Origin of the sequence: Bradyrhizobium sp. Rc2d (assembly GCF_900099855.1) — a bacterium.
In the GTDB taxonomy this organism is placed as follows: Bacteria; Pseudomonadota; Alphaproteobacteria; order Rhizobiales; family Xanthobacteraceae; genus Bradyrhizobium.
In genome coordinates this window covers 206,284-224,363 of record NZ_FNCU01000007.1, presented here as the reverse complement: position 1 = coordinate 224,363, position 18,080 = coordinate 206,284, and the positions used below count along the sequence as shown (strand labels likewise).

The window sequence follows — 18,080 nt, the reverse complement described above, 5'->3', positions numbered from 1 at the left end:
CTTCCAAGCAAAAATACGCCCGACCCTCGGCTACGCCATATAATCAGGGGCGAAACACAATTCTTGCCCACTCTCTTCGCTCCATCCGGGCTACAGGACCTCGGGTTACAATCCCCATCACAAAGCCATTTCGCCGCTCGATCCGGGACGCTAGCATGGCAGCGGCTATGCGGGGGCGACTGGTATGCGGTTCATCGTGACGATTGTGCTTGCGCTGCTGACGTTGCCGACGGCACCAGCCTCCGCGCAATCCGACCGCCCCGTTGCCGATCGGCTGCCGCTGTTTGCCAAGAACAACTGCCAACAGATTCGCGATCCCGGCAACCAATTGTTCTGCGGCGATGCCGAGCTTGCCGCCGCCGCCGAGAAGCTGAGCACGGCGATCGAGGCACGGCTCGCCCGCCTGCCCGATCGCCTGCCGGCGATCGAGGAGAATGCGATCTGGAACCGCCAGCGCAATCTCAGCTGCGGCATCGTCGGCCAGACCGCGATCCGCGCCGACGATTTCGACCGGGTGAAGGCGTGCCTGCTCAAGGTCACCGAGGAGCGCGCCGCAATCGTGCGCGATCCGGATTTCGACTGTCTCGCGGCCAACACCGCGGCGGGCGCGCTGATCTGCGCGGACCCGACGCTGGCGCTTGCCGAAACCGAGTTGAACAGCCAGGTGCTCGGCCTGATCGGCAAGCTGGACCCGACCGCAGCGCGCTTTGCCTTCGCCGAATATGGAAGGTGGACGCGAGAGCGCGATCGCAAATGCAATCTGGTCGGCAAGGAGAACGTGCCGCTCCTGGAGCTGGAGTCCGCGGAGGACTGTCTCGCCGACCATTTGAAGCGCAAGACCGATGAGATTCGCGCCGCGAAAGGCGACCCCAAGAAGGTGTTCGGCCGGCAGGTCGCGGCCCGCTCGCCCGACACCGACGCGATCGACTTCTGCGCCGCGCGGATTCACGCCGCCAATTCGTGTGGAAATTTCCTCCGCATCAACCGCGTCTACGCGCTCGACAGCCAAGTGACCGGGCAGGAGGCGCAGGTCACGGGCGAGATCGAGATGGCCGTGCTGGCGCCCTTCACCATGTGCAGCAAGGTCGCCTCCACCTGCACCGGCACCTGCTGGGATGCCAGGACCGGTCGTCCGCAGCCGGGAGCCAGCAACAAGGAGCGCGCCGCAGAAGCCTTCAACGTCACGCGCCGCCTGCGGATCCAGCGGACTTTTGCTTTCGTGAAAGCCGCCGATGGCTGGCGGTGTCGCGAGGACGAGCTGGCCCCGGTGAACTCGGGGACAGCGGGTGGGGGATCGTGAACTCTTACCCTCCCCTCGAGGGCAGGGCTATCGCATATGGATTTCACGAAGATTGTCCGCGGGCTTGCTCCGCCTCTCCCGCTTGCGGGAGAGGCCGACGCGCTCGCAGAGCGCGGCGGGTGAGGGCTCTCGCCACGCAGAGACGCCCTCCACAATTCAACAATCCCAACGCGGAGACACCCCCACCCCAGCCCTCCCCCGCAAGCGGGAGAGGGAGCCCAGCGCCGATGCCGCAGCATCGTGCACGCCATATGCGATAGCCCTCCCCTCCAGGGGAGGGTGAAAGCGACGCCTCAATCAAAACATCAGATTGTCCTTCACCAGCACCCAGCGGCCGCCCTTGACCTGCTGCACCTGGGTGATGGTGTTGGCGAGGTGGTCGGTCTTGGAGAACTTGGTCGGGGGCGAGTTGAAGATGTCGAGGAATTTGTCGCCCGACTCCAGCGCGTCCAGCATCTTCTGACCCGTGAGATCCTTGCCCGCCTTGTTCGCGTAGAACGCAAACGTCATCACCGCATTGTAGCCGATGATGGCCTGCGTATTGGCGTCGGTGCCAAACATCTTCTTGTAGTTGACCAGCCAGTCCTTGACCTTGCCCTTGGCGGTGTCCTCGTAAGGAATCTCGAAGCCGCTGGCGGCGTAGAGACCTTCGACAGCTTCCTTGCCGAGCATCGGCACCTCCATCACATTGGTCGGTGTCGCACCAAGGAAGGTGACGTCCCAGCCGAGCTTCTTGGCTTCGGTCATCGCCCCTATGGTCTCGCGGAGCACAGTGCCGAGCAGGACGAGGTCGCAGCCATCGGACTTCATCTTGGCAATCTGCGCGCTGAAATCGGAGGCGCCGCGCTTGTAGCTCGTGATCGACGCCGGCTGCACCTTCATCGCGGTGAGCTGCTGGTTGAAGCCGTCGAGCACGTTCTTACCGTACTCGTCGTCCTGATGCATGATGCAGGGCTTCTTGAAGCCCTTCCACTCCATCATGTATTTCAGCGCGGCCCGCGTGCTCTCGACGTAAGGCAAGAGGTTGTTGAACTTCAGCCGCTCCTGCGGCTTGGCCGGATCGAACTTGAAGGTGAACTCGGCCGCCGTCAGCGGGAAGAGCTGCATGACGCCGGCGTCGAACAGGATGTCCTGCGCGGCGAGCACTGTCGGTGATCCCATCGGTCCCACCATCGCGAAGATCTTGTCACGCTCGATCAGTTTTTGCGAAGCCAGCACAGCTTTTTTCGGATCATAGCCGCTGTCCTCGACGACCAGCCGAATCTTGCGGCCATTGATTCCGCCGGACGCATTGATCTCCTCGGTCGCCATCTTCATGCCGTTTGCGACCGGGACGCCCCAACCCTTGATCGGACCCGACAGATCCTGGTGAGTGCCGATGACGATCTCGGATGCCGAGATGCCCTCATTGGTGACCTTGGTCTGCGCCGCGGCCGGCAGATGCGTGAGCACCACTGCGCTCACCGCAAGGCCGAACGCCCTGAACGACTTCGACATTGATATCTCCTCTCCCTGGCCCGTGTTGCGCGAAGGGCGTGGCCATCGCTCCTTCGCTGATTTCAGCGTCGCCTGGCGCGCGTTCCTGCCATGCGCCTCACGCCACCGCACGCTGGCGATACATCGCCTCGATCTCCGCGGCGTAACGCTTGTTCACGAAGCCGCGCTTCAGCTTCATGGTCGGCGTCAGTTCCTCGTCCTCCGGGGTGAGCTGGCGCTCGATCAAATAGAACTTCTTGATGGTCTCGACGCGGGCGAAATTTCCGTTGACCTGTTCGATCTCGCGCCAGATCAGGTCCTGAATCTCCGTCGCCCGGCACAGGCTGGCATAATTGGTGAACGGGATGTCGTGGTCCTGCGCGAACTTCTCGACGTTCTCCTGGTCGATCATCACGAGGCAGGTCAGATACGGCCGCTTGTCACCGATCACCACGGCGTCCGAGATGTAGGGCGAGAATTTGAGCTGGTTCTCGATCTCGGAGGGCGTGATGTTCTTGCCGCCCGAGGTGATGATGATGTCCTTCATCCGGTCGGTGATGCGGACGAAGCCTTCATTGTCGATGGTGCCGACGTCGCCGGTGTGCAGCCAGCCGCGTTGATCGATGGTCTCGGCAGTCTTCTCCGGCTGGTTCAGGTAGCCCATGAACAGGAAGTCGCCCTTGATCAGGATCTCGCCGTCGGGCGACAGCGCGACCTCGCCCCAGGGCACGGCCGTGCCGACCGAGCCGAGCTTGATCCGCTCCGCCGGCATCATGGTGGCGACCCCGCAATTCTCGGTCTGGCCATAGACCTCGTGCATGTCGATGCCGAGCGCGAGATACCAGCGGATCAGCTCCGGGGCGATCGGCGCCGCGCCGGTGAAGGCAATGCGGCAGCGGTCGAGCCCGATCATGCGGCGGATGTTGCGGAATGCGATGCGATAGGCGAGGCGGTTGGCGAGGCGCAGCGATAGCGGCGGCGTCTTGCCCTCGAGCCGGCAATCGACCATGCGGTGGCCGACACCGATGGCGCGGCGATAGACCCATTGCTGGAGCGGCGTCGCATCCTTCAGGGCGATGGTGATGGCGGAATAGAATTTTTCCCAGATGCGCGGCACCGCCAGGAAAACGGTCGGCTGCACCTCGCGCAAATTATCCGGCACGGTCTCCGGGCTCTCGGCAAAGTTCATCACCGAGCCGAGCGCGACCGAGATGTAGTAGCCGCCGATGCGCTCGGCGACGTGGCAGAGCGGCAGAAAGATCAGCCGGTCCTCGTCTTCCTGCGCCGGGATGAAATCGTTGGCGTGGCGCATCTGATGCGTCACACTGCGGTTGGCATGCATCGCCCCCTTGGGCGGCCCTGTCGTGCCCGAGGTGTAGACGAGGATCGCGAGGTCGCCGGCGCTGCGGCTGTCGATCATCTCCTGCCACAGCGCCTCGCGGCCGACCATGTGGTTGCAGCCGAGCGCGCGGAACTCGTCGAGCGACATCACCATGTCGTCGGAGAAGCCGCGGAGGCCCTCCATGTCGAACACGATGATCTTCTGCAAGGTAGGACAGCGGGCCCGGCAGGCGAGGATCTTGTCGAGCTGCTCCTCGTCCTCGACGAAGATCACCTTTGTTCTGGAGTCGTTGACGAGATATTCGACCTGGGAGGATGCGTCGGTGGGATAGATGCCGGAGGAGACGCCGCCGGCGCACAGGATGCCCATGTCGGCATGGACCCATTCGGGCACGGCATTGGCGATGATAGAGCCGACGTCGCCGGGCATGAAGCCGATTGCGCGAAGCGCATAGGCGACTTCCTTTGAGATCTCCAGCCATTGGCGCCAGCTCGTCGGCTGCCAGATGCCGAATTTCTTCTCGCGGATCGCCGGCCTGTCGCCCCGCGTCTCGACGGCGCGCAGAAAGCTCTTCGCGATCGTATCAGCGACCGTCAGCACCGCCGGTCGGGCCATGCGCCTCTCCTCCTTGTCGCTTTCCCTTCCGCTGCCTGCCTTGCCGGCGGTCTATGTCTTACGGAGGGGCTCCTCCATCTAACGCCACGTTTTCTTCTTTTTCCAGCGCCGTTCGCCTCTGGCGCCCACTTCCTTGGCGCCAAGGTAAAATTCCTGAATGTCCTGGGAATGCATCAAGCGGTCGCAGGTGTCGTTCATGACGATCCGGCCGATCTCCAGGACATAGCCGTAATGCGCGGTCTCCAGCGCCACCTTGGCGTTCTGCTCGACCAGCAGGATCGACATGCCCTGCTCCTCGTTGACGCGGCGGATGATGGTGAAGATCTCCTTCACCAGCAGTGGCGACAGGCCGAGCGAAGGCTCGTCGAGCAGCAACAACGTCGGCCGGTTCATCAGGGCGCGGCCGATCGCCAGCATCTGCTGCTCGCCGCCGGAGAGCTGACCGGCCGGTTGGTCGATGCGCTCCTTCAGCCGCGGAAAATAGCCGTAGACGCGCTCCAGATCTTCCGCGACGCCGTCGCGATCCCGGCGCGGATAGGCGCCCATCATCAGGTTCTCGCGCACCGAGAGGAACGGGAAGACCTCGCGCCCCTCCGGCACGTGGCTGAGGCCGAGTCGCACGATCCTGTCGGCTTCCATGCGCTGGATCGGCTTGCCCATGAACTCGATCGCGCCCTTCTGCGGATCGAGGATGCCCGAGATGGTCTTCAGCACCGTGGTCTTGCCGGCGCCATTGGCCCCGAGCAGCGTGACGATGCGGCCGCGCGGCACCTCCAGCGAGATGCCGCGGATTGCCATGATCGGCCCGTAATAGCTCTCGATGTTCGAGAGCTTCAGGATGGTCTCGGGTGTCGCGGTCACATCCATCGCCTCAGGCTCCCAGATACGCGGCGACGACGTCGGGGTGCTGCTGCACCTCGGCCGGCGAGCCCATCGCGAGCACCCGGCCGTAGTTCAGCGCGATGACGCGATCGGAGACGCGGTTGACCAGCGACATGTCGTGCTCGACCATCAGCACGGTGACACCGAGCTCGTTCTTCAAGTCGCGGATCCAGAACGACATGTCGTCGGTCTCCTCGACATTGAGGCCGGAGGACGGCTCGTCGAGCAGAATCAGCTTCGGCTCCGAGCACAGCGCGCGCGCCAGCTCGATCACCTTGCGCACGCCGTACGGCAGGCCCGAGATCAGCTTGTCGCGATAGGGTTCGAGATCGAGGAACTCGATGACCTGCTCGACCCGGCGCCGGTGCACCTTCTCGTTGGCCCGCACGCTCGGCAGGAACAGCAGATCCTGCCAGAGCTGCGTGGTGGAATGGCGGTGGCGGCCGACCAGGAGGTTGGAGAGCACGGTCGCGTTCTCGAACAGCTCGATGTTCTGGAAGGTGCGGGCGATGCCGAGCTTGGCGATGTCGTAGGGCGGCTGCTCCGTGATGTCCTGGTCCTCGAAGAAGATGCGGCCCGAGGTCGGCCGGTAGATCCGCGAGATCAGGTTGAAGATCGAGCTCTTGCCGGCGCCGTTGGGACCGATGATCGAGAGGATCTCGCCCTTCTCCACCGCGAACGAGACCGCATCGACGGCCTTGAGGCCCCCAAAATGCAGCGACAGGTTCTCGGCGCGAAAATAGCTCATCGGTTGCGCTCCGACTTCACGTAAATCTTCTGCCGCTTGAAGGTGGCGCGCTTGTAGAGCGGAAACAGCTGGAAGAAGAGCTTGATCTTGAGCCAGCGGCCGTAGAGCCCGAGCGGCTCGAACAGCACGAACAGCACGATGATGATGCCGTAGATCGCGCCTTTCAGGCCATTGAGCGAGGCGAAGGCCGCGACTTTTGACTGGACGTTGCCCGCAGTCGTCGGGCTCGCACCAAATGTCGCGGTGATGCCGGCGATGATGCCGGGCATGTCGTCCTTGAGGTAAGTCAGGAACGGATCGATCATGACGATGAAGATCGCGCCCAGCACCGCGCCGTGCAGGCTGAAGGCGCCGCCGATCAGGATCACGATGATGAATTCGATCGAGAGCTGCAGCGTGAACATCTCCGGCGAGATGAAGGAGAGCTTATGCGCGAACAGCACGCCGGCAAGGCCGGTGATCGCTGCCGAGATCGCAAAGGACTTGACCTTGTAGAGCGCGACGTTGACGCCCATGCTGCGCGCCGCCGTCTCGGAGTCGCGGATCGCGACGAAGGCGCGCCCCGTCGGCGAACGCAACAGGTTGAGCGTGCCGACGATGGTCAGCACCAGCACGGCAAGACAGAGGAAATAGAAGGCCGGGCTGTCACGCGGGACCGTGACGCCGAGCAGCGACAACGTCTTGATCCGCATGCCCTCGTTGCCGTTGGTGACGCTCTCCCAGCGCGCCAGGACCTCCTCCACGATCAAGGCAAAGGAGATGGTGGCGATGACGAGGTAAATGCCGGTCAGGCGCAGGGCGGGAAAACCGACCATCGCGCCGATGATGCCGGTCAAGGCTCCCGCGGCGAGGAAGTAGACCGGGAACGGCACGTTGTATTTCTGCAAATAGGCCGCGGTATAGGCCCCGATCGCGAGGAACGCGGCGTGGCCGAGCGAGGCCTGGCCGGTGAACCCGGTGAGGATCAGCAGCGCCACGCCGACGGTCGCATAGATGCAGACGAAGACGAGCTGGCTCATCAGGTAGCTGGAGAGCACATAGGGCGCGATCAGCAGCAGCGCGACCAGGATGCCATAGGTGACGGCGTAGCCCGAATGCGGAAACAGCTTGATGTCGTCTTCATAGTCGGTCTTGAACAGGAAGCGCATGGCGTTCAGACCTTCTTGCGGACGTGGAGGCCGAACAGGCCTTCAGGCTTCAGGAGCAGCACGGTGAGCAGCACGATGTAGGGCGCGACGTCCTTCCAGCCTTCGGGCAAATAAAAGCCGGCCATGCTCTCGATGACGCCGATCAGCACGCCACCAACGACTGCGCCCGGGATCGAGCCGAAGCCACCGAGCACGGCGGCCGGAAACGCCTTCAGGCCGAGCACGAGGCCGACATTGGAGTGAATGAAGGTGATCGGCGCCAGCAGCACGCCGGCGCAGGTCGCGACCGCCGCGCTGATGGCCCAGACGATCGACACCACGCGCTTGACCGGAATGCCCATATAATAGGCCGCCAGCATGTTCTCGGAGCTGGCGCGCATCGCGGTGCCGAGCGTGGTCTTGTTGAAGAACAGCCAGAGCAGCGTGCACAGGATCATCGTCGCCGCGATCACCGAGAGCTTGTCGTAGGCGAGCACCAGCGAGCCCATGCGCAGCACGCCCTGGCTGAACGGCGTCTCGATCTTCAGATCGTCGGTGCCCCAGATCATGCCGGCGATCGAGCGCAGGAAATAGCCGAGCCCGATCGTCGCCATGATGATGGAGAATTGCGGATAGCCGAGGATCGGCCGGACCACCACGCGCTCGGCCAGCATGCCGAACAGCGCCATGGCGGCCACCGCACCGGCAAAGCCGATCCAGTAGTTCAGGCCCATCATGCCGATGAAGGTGAAGGCGAAGAAGCCGCCGAGCATCATCAGATCGCCCTGGGCGAAATTGACGACCTCGGTAGCCTTGTAGACGAGCACGAAGCCGAGCGCGATCAGGCCGTAGACGCAGCCGAGCGCAACACCGCTGACCAGCTGCTGAACGAAATCCAGCATCGCCGCGCATCCTCCCGATGCAACCGGCGGCTCTTCCTGACCGCCTTGTCGCATCTTGTGTCCAGTCGCTACGCAGTCGTTTCGCTGCGTCAGCGCCATTTGCCCAAGACCAATTCAGCCTGAACCGCCAAGCGCTGTCAACAAACGGTGACTTGCCTTTAGGATGACGGAATTTGTCGGCCGTAGATTCACGGTGCCGAAACATCTTCAAGTCATGGTCGCGGGCGATGCAAAACCGGATGGTGGACGTCATGAAGCCAGGCAGCTCGGCGCTGGAAGTCCTGGGGTTAACCAAGCGTTTTGACCGTTTGGCGGTCGATGGCCTCGATCTCACCATTCATGCCGGCGAATTCTATGCCCTGGTCGGCCCCAACGGCGCCGGCAAGACCACCACCCTGCGCATGGTCGCGGGCCTGCTGCGGCCCGATGCCGGCAGCGTCTCGATCTTCGGCATCGATGCGCTCCAAAATCCCGTCGCTGCCAAGCAGATGATGGCGTGGGTGTCGGACGAGCCGATGATCTACGACAAGCTGACGCCGCTCGAATATCTCGAGTTCGTCGCCGGTCTCTGGGGCATCGCGCCGTCCAGCTCGGAACCGGTTGCGCAGGAGCTTCTCGGCTCGCTCGGCCTCGTGCCGCACCGGCACGAACGCTGCGAGGGCTTTTCCAAGGGCATGCGCCAGAAAGTGGCACTGGCCGGCGCGCTGGTGCACCATCCCCGCCTCATCATCCTCGACGAGCCGCTGACGGGGTTAGATGCCGTTTCCGCCCGCCACGTGAAGGGTCTCCTCAGCGAGCGCGTCCGCGCCGGCTGCACGGTCATCATGACCACGCATATTCTGGAGGTGGCCGAGCGCATGGCCGACCGCATCGGCGTGATCGCATCTGGGCATCTGGTCGCCGAAGGCACGCTCGACGAGCTGCGCCGGCAGAACGGCCATGCCGATACCAGCCTCGAAGACCTCTTCATCGCGCTGGTGACGCTTCCGGACGCCGCATGAGCTCGGCGACCGCGCTGTCCTCGTTCACCCGTCACGAGCTCCGGCTCGCCTGGCGCGAATGGTTCGCCATGATGACGGGCGGACGGCGCAAGCGGGCACGCGCCGCCATGATCGGCCTGCTGTTCTTCGCCGCACTCTTGCACGTGCCCGCCTGGGCCGTGATCGGCCGCTTCGCCGACCTGCAACTGCCGCTCGACAAATCCTCGTTGATCGTGATCTCGGCGACGATCTTTCTGGCCTGGACCTTGATGCTGTCGCAGGCGATCGAATCGGTGACGCGGGTGTTTTACGCCCGCGCCGATCTCGACCTCATCATGTCCTCGCCGGCCAGGCTGGCCAATCTGTTCTCGGTGCGCATTGCCGCGATCGCGCTCACCGTCACGACAATGGCGCTGCTGTTCTCGACGCCCTTCATCGACGTGCTGGTGATCGGCGGCGGCGCGCGGTGGCTCAGCGCGTTCGGCGTCGTGATCGCGATGGGCCTTTCGGCAGCTGCGATCGCGATTGCCGTCACCATTCTCCTGTTTCGGCTGATCGGCCCGGCGCGGACGCGTCTCATCGCCCAGATCCTCGCCGCGATCATCGGCGCGGGCTTCGTGATCGCGCTCCAGGTCGCCGCGATCATGTCCTACGGCACGCTGTCGCGCTTCACCATCCTGACCTCGGGTCGCGTGGCCGCCTACGCGCCCGATATCGACAGCATCTGGTGGTGGCCGGCGCGGGCGACCATGGGCGACAGCGAAGCGCTGCTGTTGCTCCTCGCGCTTGCGCTCGTGCTGCTCGGAAGCGTCATGGCGATCTTCTCACGCCGCTTTGCCGACACCGCCATCGACGCGGCGGCGTATGGCACAGCCGGCCGCGTACGCGCCAAGGAGCGCCCGTTCCGCGGCGGATCGCGGCAGCAGGCGCTGCGGCGCAAGGAATTTTCGCTGCTCTGGCGCGATCCCTGGCTGATCTCGCAGACCCTGATGCAGCTGCTCTACTTGGTGCCACCGGCGCTGCTGCTCTGGCGCAATTTTGCCGACAGTTCGGCGGCGCTGACGCTGATCACGCCTGTCATCGTGATGGCGGCCGGACAGCTCGCCGGCGGGCTTGCCTGGCTGACGATCTCAGGCGAGGACGCGCCCGACCTGGTCGCAACCGCGCCGCTGACGCCATCCAGCATCATCCGCGCCAAGATCGAGGTGGTGCTGATCGCGACCGCCGTGATCTTCTGCCCGCTGGTTGCGGCACTGGCCTTCGCCTCGCCATTCCAGGCGGCAACCAGCGCCGGCGCGATCATCATCAGCGCAGCTTCCGCCACCGCGATCCAGCTCTGGTTCCGGGTGCAGGCCCGGCGCAGCCAATTCCGCCGCCGCCAGACTTCCTCGCGGCTTGCAACCTTTGCCGAAGCCTTCTCCTCGATCGGCTGGGCCGCCAGCGCCGCGCTGCTGCTTGCTCTTCCCATCGCCGGCCTCATCAGCGGCCTGATCACAGCCAGCCTCATCGCCATCACCTGGAAGTTCAGTCCAAGGCACGAATAAAAGACGCGGGGCGAGAGGTGCGACACTGACGCGCTGTTGATCGCAGTCCATTGGCCATGCGCAGCATAGCACGCTAGACTTTCTCCGAAGTCATCGGGGACGGATGCATGTGGCGACTGGTTTCGGCGGCTCTGGCGCTGTTCGGCGTATCCCTCGCACCTGCCCTCGCCCAGCAGCCACAGCGCAGCGAATGCCTGGCGATGGCGAACGCGGCGCCCCGCGCGCTGCCGGTCGCGTTCCGGCAGGCCGGCGGCTCAGCCGAGGTCGAGATCACCTATGCCGGCCACTCCACTTATTTCATCGATACGCCCGGGGGCCTGCGCATCGCCACCGACTATAGCGGCGCCTATCAGGTGGGACGGCGACCCGATGTCGTCACTATGAACCGGGCCCATAGCACCCACTACACGCTATTCCCGGACAAGCGCATTCCCCATGTGCTGCATGGCTGGGGCGAGGACGGCAAGCCCGCGGTGATCTCTGAGCGCATCAGCGACACCTTCATCCGCAACGTCACCACCGACATCCGCCGCTATTTCGGCGACGATTCCGGCGCCGACATGATCCGCGACGGCAACTCGATCTTCATCTTCGAGGTCGCCGGCCTTTGCATCGGTCATCTCGGCCATCTCCACCACAAGCTCGACGACAGCCATTTCGCCCAGATCGGGCGGCTCGACATCGTGATGGTGCCGATCGACGGCACCTACACCATGTCGCTGGACGGCATCTCCGAGATCACCAAACGGCTGCGCGCCTCGGTGGTGCTGCCGATGCACCGCTTCGCCACTCCGCTCGACGATTTCATGCGCCGGATCGGCCAGCAGTTCGAGATCGACCGGCGCATCGAGCGGTCGTTCCGGATCTCGCGGGATGCGCTGCCGTCGAAGCCGACGGTGATCATCCTCGACGGGGTCTGACGCGCAATTTTCTCCAAGTCCGCTGAGGCCCGCTCGTGCTGATCTCCTGGCGACAGGAGATCGACATGACAGATTTTGCGAGACTGTTGCACGCGGACGGGCCGAACCCGGAGCACGCGGCGGCGCTGCAGCTTTACGGCCGTTTCGTCGGCGACTGGGACGCCGAAATCACCGCCCACGGGCCCGATGGAACCAAGCACGTCGCGCCCGGCGAAATCCATTTTGGCTGGGTGCTGGAAGGGCGCGCCGTGCAGGACGTCTGGATCATCCCTCGTCCCGAGGGCAGCCCGGCCTTTCCGATCGCCGGCAATTGGTACGGCACGACGCTACGTGTCTATGACCCAACCATCGCCGCATGGCGGATTTCCTGGTTCGATCCCGGCCGCAGCGTGTTCCGGCAGCAGATCGGCCGTCCGCGCGGCGCGGACATCGTGCAGGAAGGCACGACCGAAGCCGGCGAGCTGACGCGCTGGAGCTTTACGGAGATCACCGGCGATTCCTTCCACTGGCTCGGCGAGGTCAAGCCTGCGACCGCAACCGATTGGCGGCTCGTCGTCGACGTGAAGGCGAAGCGGCGCAAGGCTTAAGATCGAATCGCTCTTGAATCAGTCAGCTCCGGGCGCGCAGCAACCTCTCCCGCTTGCAGGGGAGGTCGCGCCGAAGGCGCGGGTGGGGGCTCTCTCCACACTAGGAATCTCTCTGTGGCGGCACCCCCACCCCAGCCCTCCCCCGCAAGCGGGAGAGGGAGCGCACCTTCCGTGTGGCGGCAATCGAGCTTCATCTAGTCGATATCAGTCACACCGCCGCTGTGCACGCGATGATGGGTGCGGTTGCATGGCGTGCGCTGCTGCGTGACGAGATGAGATGCTAGGCTCCCAGCACAAAATACCAAAATACAGAGGGAGCGAACGCCGATGGCCGCAAGCGGGTTGCCCACTAATACCAGCGGGCTGTTTGTCGAGCCGCGCGAGGATTGGCTTGCGCAGCACCAGGAGGAGATCATCGATGCGGCCCGGCCGATCGTCGATCCTCACCACCATCTCTGGAATCGCGGGCATCGCTATCTGATCGAGGCGATGGCAGCCGACATCGCCTCCGGCCACAACGTCATCGCAACCGTCTATGTCGATTGCCGCTCGATGTATCGCGCGCATGGGCCAGAGGCGTTCCGGCCCGTCGGGGAGGTCGAGTTCGCCAATGGCGTCGCCGCGATGAGCGCGAGCGGTGTCTACGGCAAGGCGGCGATCTGTGCGGGCATCGTCAGCCACGCCAATCTGCTGCTGGGCGACGCGGCCAAGCCGGTGCTGGAAGCGGAGATCGCGGCGGGCAACGGCCGCTTCCGCGGCATCAGGCATTCCTCGGCCTGGGACGAGGACCCCGTCGTCGCCGGCATGTATGCGAACCGGCCGAAGGGCCTGTTGCGGGATCCGACCTTCCGCAAGGGTTTTGCCTGCCTCGCGCCGCTGAACCTCAGCTTCGATGCCTGGCTGTTTCATCCGCAGATCGGCGAGCTCACCGAGCTCGCGCGCGCCTTCCCCGATACCAGGATCGTGCTCGACCATTGCGGCGGCCCGGCCGGCGTCGGCCGCTTTGCCGGCAGACGAGAGGAAGTGTTTCCGCAGTGGCGCGCCTCGATCCGGGAGATTGCGAAATGCGAGAATGTGGTGGTTAAGCTCGGCGGGCTCGCAATGTGTCTGCTCGGCTACGACTTCCATTTGCGCGCGAGGCCGCCGTCATCCGAGGAGCTTGCCACGGCCTGGCGGCCTTATATCGAAACCTGCATCGAAGCGTTCGGACCCAAACGCGCGATGTTCGAGAGCAATTTCCCGCCGGACAAAGGCCAGTGCAGCTATCAGGTGATCTTCAACGCCTTCAAGCGCATCGCGGCGCCCCTGAGCGAGGCCGAGAAGACGGCACTGTTCTCACAGACCGCGATTGATTTCTATCGGCTCGCACTGCCGTCGTGACGAGAAAAGGGGCCGGGATGTTGATCCCGACCCCTCTTCCGTCGTGGCCGCTGGGAAGCGTCCTTGAAACTTTGTGAGTTCTAGCCTGCACCCATCAGCGAGGCTGGACGGCGTTCGCCGGTGGAGGTGAACATCTTCTTCAGCTTGTTGACGACGCGGATCAGGAAGCCAATTATCACGGGATTGGTCTTGCGGCAGAACGCGATCTTCTTGACGTGGCCTTCGACATGCCATTTGGCATGCGCGCCGTCGCGGAAGAAAATGACGTCGCCGGGACCGTAGCGCTTCGGCGGCATGCCGTCGCTTTCGAGCACGATCGATCCTTCCATGATCATGATCGTCTCGTCGATGTCGTAGTACCAGTTGAAGCGCCCTTCGGTGCAGGCCCAGATGATGGTTTGGGCCGTGCCGTCGGCGCTGGTGGACAGGACGCGCGAGCGCGACACCGGATTACCCTCGATGATCCAGGACGGCTCGATCGGCCGCAGCTCGAGATCCACATTGCAACTGCCGATTTCAATCATTGCGCGCGACATCTGTTTCCTCAGGGAATAAAATAGGTTTGGCCGGGTCGGAGCCCGGATTGTTTCCAATGATGATCGCAACGCTAGTGACCGCCTTTTAATTCTTCCTTACGCAGGCACCGACAATCAGCCCTAAGTTGCAGGTGCGAAGCAGCTAACGTTGAGATTCCGCTGCGAATTCGCGCACATGAACCCCTCTTTTCCGGGGTGCGACAAAATGCGCGAAAGTGACCATGGAAGGAGCCAATGCCGATGCCCGTCACGCCCGAGGTTCTGACAGCCAACCGCGAGGTCGTCGCCTGGCTCGGCGCCCTCGATGTTTCCTTCGGGCCGGACGAGGAGCCCTGGTTCACCATCGACGGCGTCGAGTCTGGGGGAAGACTGTCGCCGGGATGCTTACCTCTCCCCGACGGGGAGAGGTCGGATTGCCCCTGGCGATGCGAAGCATCGTCCAGTGCAATCCGGGTGAGGGGCCGCGGCATTCAGTGAGACCAGAACCCCTCACCCGGATCGCATCTTCGATGCGATCCGACCTCTCCCTACGGGAGAGGTGAACCGCGTCCTGGGCTGCTATTGGATCAAATCTAGCTTGCTACTTCGCCCACTCGCCCTTGCGGAACACCGGCACCTTGCTGCCGTCGGCGAGAATGCCGTCGATGTCGGTCTCGGCCGAGCCGATCATCCAGTCGATATGGATCAGGCTCTGGTTGCCGCCTTGCGCGGCGATCTGCTGCGGCGTGAGTTGCGCGCCGTTGATGAAGCATTTCGAGTAGCATTGGCCGAGCGCGATGTGGGAGGCCGCATTCTCGTCGAATAGGGTGTTGTAGAACAACAGCCCGCTCTGCGAGATCGGCGAGGAATGCGGCACCAGCGCCACCTCGCCGAGGCGGCGCGCGCCCTCGTCGGTATCGAGCACCTTGTTCAGCACCTCTGCGCCGCGCGAGGCCTTGGCATCGACGATCTTGCCGTCCTCGAAACGCACCGCGATGTTGTCGATCAGGGTGCCCTGGTAGGACAGCGGCTTCGAGCTCACGACGTGGCCGTAGACGCGGCGGCAATGCGGCGTGGTGAAAACCTCTTCGGTCGGGATGTTGGCGTTGCAGCTGATGCCGTTCTTTGAGAGCGAGGCGCCGCCCTCCCATTCGTGGCCGTCGGCGAGGCCGATGGTGAGGTCGGTGCCGGGACCCGAATATTGCAAAGCGCGAAAACGCTGACCGTTGAGCCAGTTGGTGCGCTCGCGCAGCACCGCATTGTGGCTCGCCCAATTGCTTATCGCGTCCTCGCGGTCGACGCGGGACGCGGCGAAGATCGCATCCGCGAGCTTGCCGATCGCGATGTCCTCGGGATCATTAGGAAACACCTGCTTGGCCCAGGACGGGCTCGGATAGGCGATGATGTTCCAGTTGGTATCGAAATTGACGATTTTTTCCAACGCCGGCTGATAGGCCATGGAGTTGGCCTTGCTGGCGCGCGCCACCTTCGACGGATCCTCGCCCGACAGCAGCATCGGATTGTCGCCGACGATGGCGAGCCGCGCGGTGTTGTCCGAGAAGGCCTTCGCCATGCCCTCGTACAGCCAGCCGGCGGCACGATCGAAACTGTTGTCCTGGCCGTGGCGGTAGCGCGCCAGCGTCATCTCCTCGTCCGACAGGATCGGCGTCACGATGCCGGCGCCGGCCTTGTAGGCGTGCACGGCAATCCGCCGCACCAGCGGCAGTGCGATGGCAGGCGCCGTCAGAAGAAGATCCTGCCCCGGCCGCAAGCCCAGGCCCACCTTCACCGCCACCTCGGCCAGCCGGTCGAGTTTCGCGGGATCGATGGGAGTAGCGGAATTGCGGTGATCAGTCATGCGGGGCCCTCTGCCGAAAGTCTCTCATTCAATCTAAGCCTAGCATCGCGAGGCGCAAGTGCGCGAGCACCTTGCGACACCGATAAGATACGCAGTTTCACGCATATTGGTTTTCAACGCGTTGCCGATTTCAGCACCCGGTCGACCATGGCGGGGGCAAGCCCGAGGTAATTTTTCGGTGAGGTGAGCGCCTCGATCGTGGCGCGGTCGATGCGGCTCGAAACGCGGGAGTCGGATGAGAGCGCATCTGCCAGCGTCAAGCCTTCCTCATTGGCGAGCCGGCAGGCGTCATAGACCACGTCATGCGCCTCCTGCCGTCCGATCTGCGGGGCGAGCCCCATCATGACGGCTTCGGCCACAATCAGGCCGCGACTAATGGCGAGATTGTCGTTCATCTTCGCCTCGTCCACGATGAGGCCTGCGAGCGCAAACTTCGCCTGGTGCAGCGCGCCGGCGCTCAGCACGAAGCTTTCGGGGATCGCCATCCATTCGGCGTGCCAGGGACCCGTGGCGCGCTCGAAGTCCTGCACCATGGCATCGAGCATCAGGCTTGCATGTTGGCGCACCGCCTTGGACGCCGCCAGCATCAGCTCGGAGGAGATCGGGTTGCGCTTCTGCGGCATGGTCGAGGAGGCGCCGCGCCCCTTGACGAAGGGCTCGTAGACCTCGGCAAACTCGGTCGAGGCCATGATTATGATGTCGAGCGCGATCTTGCCGAGCGAGCCGGTGACGAGCGCCAGGAAGTTCACGGCCTCGGCAAAGCCGTCGCGCGCGACATGCCAGGTCGAGGCGGGAACGCCGAGCTTCAGCTCGGCGCAGAGCGCCTCCTGCACCTCGAATCCCTTGTCGCCGAGCGAGGCCAGGGTGCCGGCGGCGCCGGCAAACTGGCCGACCAGGACGCGTGGCTTCAATTGCGCCAGACGCTCGGCATGGCGGTCGAACATCGCGAGCCAAATCGCGGTCTTGTAGCCGAACGTCACCGGCAGCGCCTGCTGCAGATGGGTGCGGCCCGCCATCGGCGTGTCGCGATATCGCTTGGAGAGGTCAGCGAGGATACGACGGAGTTCGGCAATGTCCTTTTCGACGATCTCGAGCGCGGCGCGCAGTTGCAGGACTACCGCGGTGTCCATGATGTCCTGCGTGGTCGCGCCCCAATGCACGTAACGGCCGGCCTCGCCGCATTGCTTCACCATCTGATGCACCAGGGGAAGGATCGGATAGCCGACGATGTCGGTCTCCCGCCGCAACAGATCGAAATCCAGCGCGGCAACATTGGTCCGGGCCGCGATCTGGTCGGCGGCATCCTGCGGGATCACGCCGCATCTGGCCTCCGCCTTCGCCAGCGCCACCTCGACCTCGGCATAGCGCGCCACCAGCGCAATGTCGGAGAACACCTCCCGCATCTCAGGCGTGCCGAAGGCGTCGCGGAACAGCATGGAGTCGAGCACAGTGGTCGAAGCGGGAAAAGCGGGCATGGGCGTTTCTTCGTGGCTGGGTGTTTTCTGTGAAGGCAGCTTACGCAGGTCGCGCTGTTCGGCAATGCCCGCCATATAGCCGATGTCGTCCTGGCGAAAGCCAGGACCCATTACCCCAAGGAGACGTTTGGCGAAGACACGCCGTCCGGTACTTCTACCGTCTGCAATCGAGAGATTCCGCGGTATGGGTCCTGGCTTTCGCCAGGACGACATCGGGGAGATGTTCGGCACTGCCGACTCCCTGCTCTTGCGGATTCAGCTGGCGGCAATCTGGCCCAAACCTCACATTCCATCGAGGTCGTATTCCCATCCGATACCGCATCACTGCCATCACGCGATCGTGGTGAACCTGACAGACCGTTCGGCGGACTCACAGACTTCAAGTCGTAATCCATTTTCGATTTTATTATTGCCTGATGTCGTTGTGAG

General features: G+C 63.7%; 15 protein-coding genes. 6 read left to right on the top strand and 9 right to left on the bottom strand.

Annotation, left to right across the window (positions count from 1 at the left end):
• Positions 1 to 184: 184 nt before the first annotated feature.
• The gene (locus BLV07_RS12590) at positions 185 to 1,300 is read left to right on the top strand and encodes a lysozyme inhibitor LprI family protein (RefSeq protein ID WP_091885386.1); all 1,116 of its coding nucleotides are present in this window, start codon (positions 185 to 187) and stop codon (positions 1,298 to 1,300) included.
• A gap of 297 nt (positions 1,301 to 1,597) precedes the next feature.
• Here BLV07_RS12590 and BLV07_RS12585 read toward each other — a convergent pair whose 3' ends face one another.
• The 6 genes from BLV07_RS12585 to BLV07_RS12560 all read right to left on the bottom strand — a co-directional run bounded on the left by BLV07_RS12585 (position 1,598) and on the right by BLV07_RS12560 (position 8,392).
• Positions 1,598 to 2,797, bottom strand: coding sequence for an ABC transporter substrate-binding protein (locus BLV07_RS12585; protein ID WP_091885382.1), 1,200 nt, complete (start codon positions 2,795 to 2,797; stop codon positions 1,598 to 1,600).
• Positions 2,798 to 2,894: 97 nt separating this feature from the next.
• Complete coding sequence (locus BLV07_RS12580; RefSeq protein WP_091885379.1) at positions 2,895 to 4,733, bottom strand: AMP-dependent synthetase/ligase; 1,839 nt, start codon at positions 4,731 to 4,733, stop codon at positions 2,895 to 2,897.
• Between the two features lie 78 nt (positions 4,734 to 4,811).
• Positions 4,812 to 5,600, bottom strand: coding sequence for an ABC transporter ATP-binding protein (locus BLV07_RS12575; RefSeq protein WP_091885376.1), 789 nt, complete (start codon positions 5,598 to 5,600; stop codon positions 4,812 to 4,814).
• A gap of 4 nt (positions 5,601 to 5,604) precedes the next feature.
• On the bottom strand, positions 5,605 to 6,363 hold the full coding sequence (locus BLV07_RS12570) for an ABC transporter ATP-binding protein (RefSeq protein ID WP_091885373.1): 759 nt from the start codon (positions 6,361 to 6,363) through the stop codon (positions 5,605 to 5,607).
• Positions 6,360 to 7,511, bottom strand: a complete 1,152-nt coding sequence (locus BLV07_RS12565) for a branched-chain amino acid ABC transporter permease (protein WP_091885371.1) — start codon at positions 7,509 to 7,511, stop codon at positions 6,360 to 6,362. The genes BLV07_RS12570 and BLV07_RS12565 overlap by 4 nt, the downstream gene beginning before the upstream one ends.
• Before the next feature lie 5 nt (positions 7,512 to 7,516).
• The gene (locus BLV07_RS12560) at positions 7,517 to 8,392 is read right to left on the bottom strand and encodes a branched-chain amino acid ABC transporter permease (RefSeq protein WP_091885368.1); all 876 of its coding nucleotides are present in this window, start codon (positions 8,390 to 8,392) and stop codon (positions 7,517 to 7,519) included.
• A 251-nt stretch (positions 8,393 to 8,643) separates the two neighbouring features.
• On the opposite strand from BLV07_RS12560, the gene BLV07_RS12555 reads away from it, so the two are divergent.
• The 5 genes from BLV07_RS12555 to BLV07_RS12535 all read left to right on the top strand — a co-directional run bounded on the left by BLV07_RS12555 (position 8,644) and on the right by BLV07_RS12535 (position 13,803).
• Positions 8,644 to 9,393, top strand: a complete 750-nt coding sequence (locus tag BLV07_RS12555; RefSeq protein WP_091885444.1) for an ABC transporter ATP-binding protein — start codon at positions 8,644 to 8,646, stop codon at positions 9,391 to 9,393.
• Positions 9,390 to 10,916, top strand: a complete 1,527-nt coding sequence (locus BLV07_RS12550) for a permease (RefSeq protein WP_091885365.1) — start codon at positions 9,390 to 9,392, stop codon at positions 10,914 to 10,916. Before BLV07_RS12555 ends, BLV07_RS12550 begins: the two co-directional genes overlap by 4 nt.
• Positions 10,917 to 11,023: 107 nt before the next feature.
• Complete coding sequence (locus BLV07_RS12545; RefSeq protein ID WP_091885362.1) at positions 11,024 to 11,836, top strand: MBL fold metallo-hydrolase; 813 nt, start codon at positions 11,024 to 11,026, stop codon at positions 11,834 to 11,836.
• A 65-nt stretch (positions 11,837 to 11,901) separates the two neighbouring features.
• Positions 11,902 to 12,423, top strand: a complete 522-nt coding sequence (locus BLV07_RS12540) for a hypothetical protein (RefSeq protein WP_176945496.1) — start codon at positions 11,902 to 11,904, stop codon at positions 12,421 to 12,423.
• A 327-nt stretch (positions 12,424 to 12,750) separates the two neighbouring features.
• Positions 12,751 to 13,803, top strand: a complete 1,053-nt coding sequence (locus tag BLV07_RS12535; RefSeq protein WP_091885355.1) for an amidohydrolase family protein — start codon at positions 12,751 to 12,753, stop codon at positions 13,801 to 13,803.
• A gap of 80 nt (positions 13,804 to 13,883) precedes the next feature.
• On the opposite strand, the gene BLV07_RS12530 is transcribed toward BLV07_RS12535, so the two are convergent.
• The 3 genes from BLV07_RS12530 to pcaB all read right to left on the bottom strand — a co-directional run bounded on the left by BLV07_RS12530 (position 13,884) and on the right by pcaB (position 17,651).
• Complete coding sequence (locus tag BLV07_RS12530) at positions 13,884 to 14,339, bottom strand: cupin domain-containing protein (protein WP_091885352.1); 456 nt, start codon at positions 14,337 to 14,339, stop codon at positions 13,884 to 13,886.
• Positions 14,340 to 14,919: 580 nt separating this feature from the next.
• Positions 14,920 to 16,176, bottom strand: coding sequence for an aminopeptidase (locus BLV07_RS12520; RefSeq protein WP_091885349.1), 1,257 nt, complete (start codon positions 16,174 to 16,176; stop codon positions 14,920 to 14,922).
• A 113-nt stretch (positions 16,177 to 16,289) separates the two neighbouring features.
• A complete protein-coding gene (gene pcaB / locus BLV07_RS12515) occupies positions 16,290 to 17,651 on the bottom strand; it encodes a 3-carboxy-cis,cis-muconate cycloisomerase (protein WP_091885441.1) in 1,362 nt (453 codons plus the stop codon).
• Between the last annotated feature and the right edge of the window lie 429 nt (positions 17,652 to 18,080).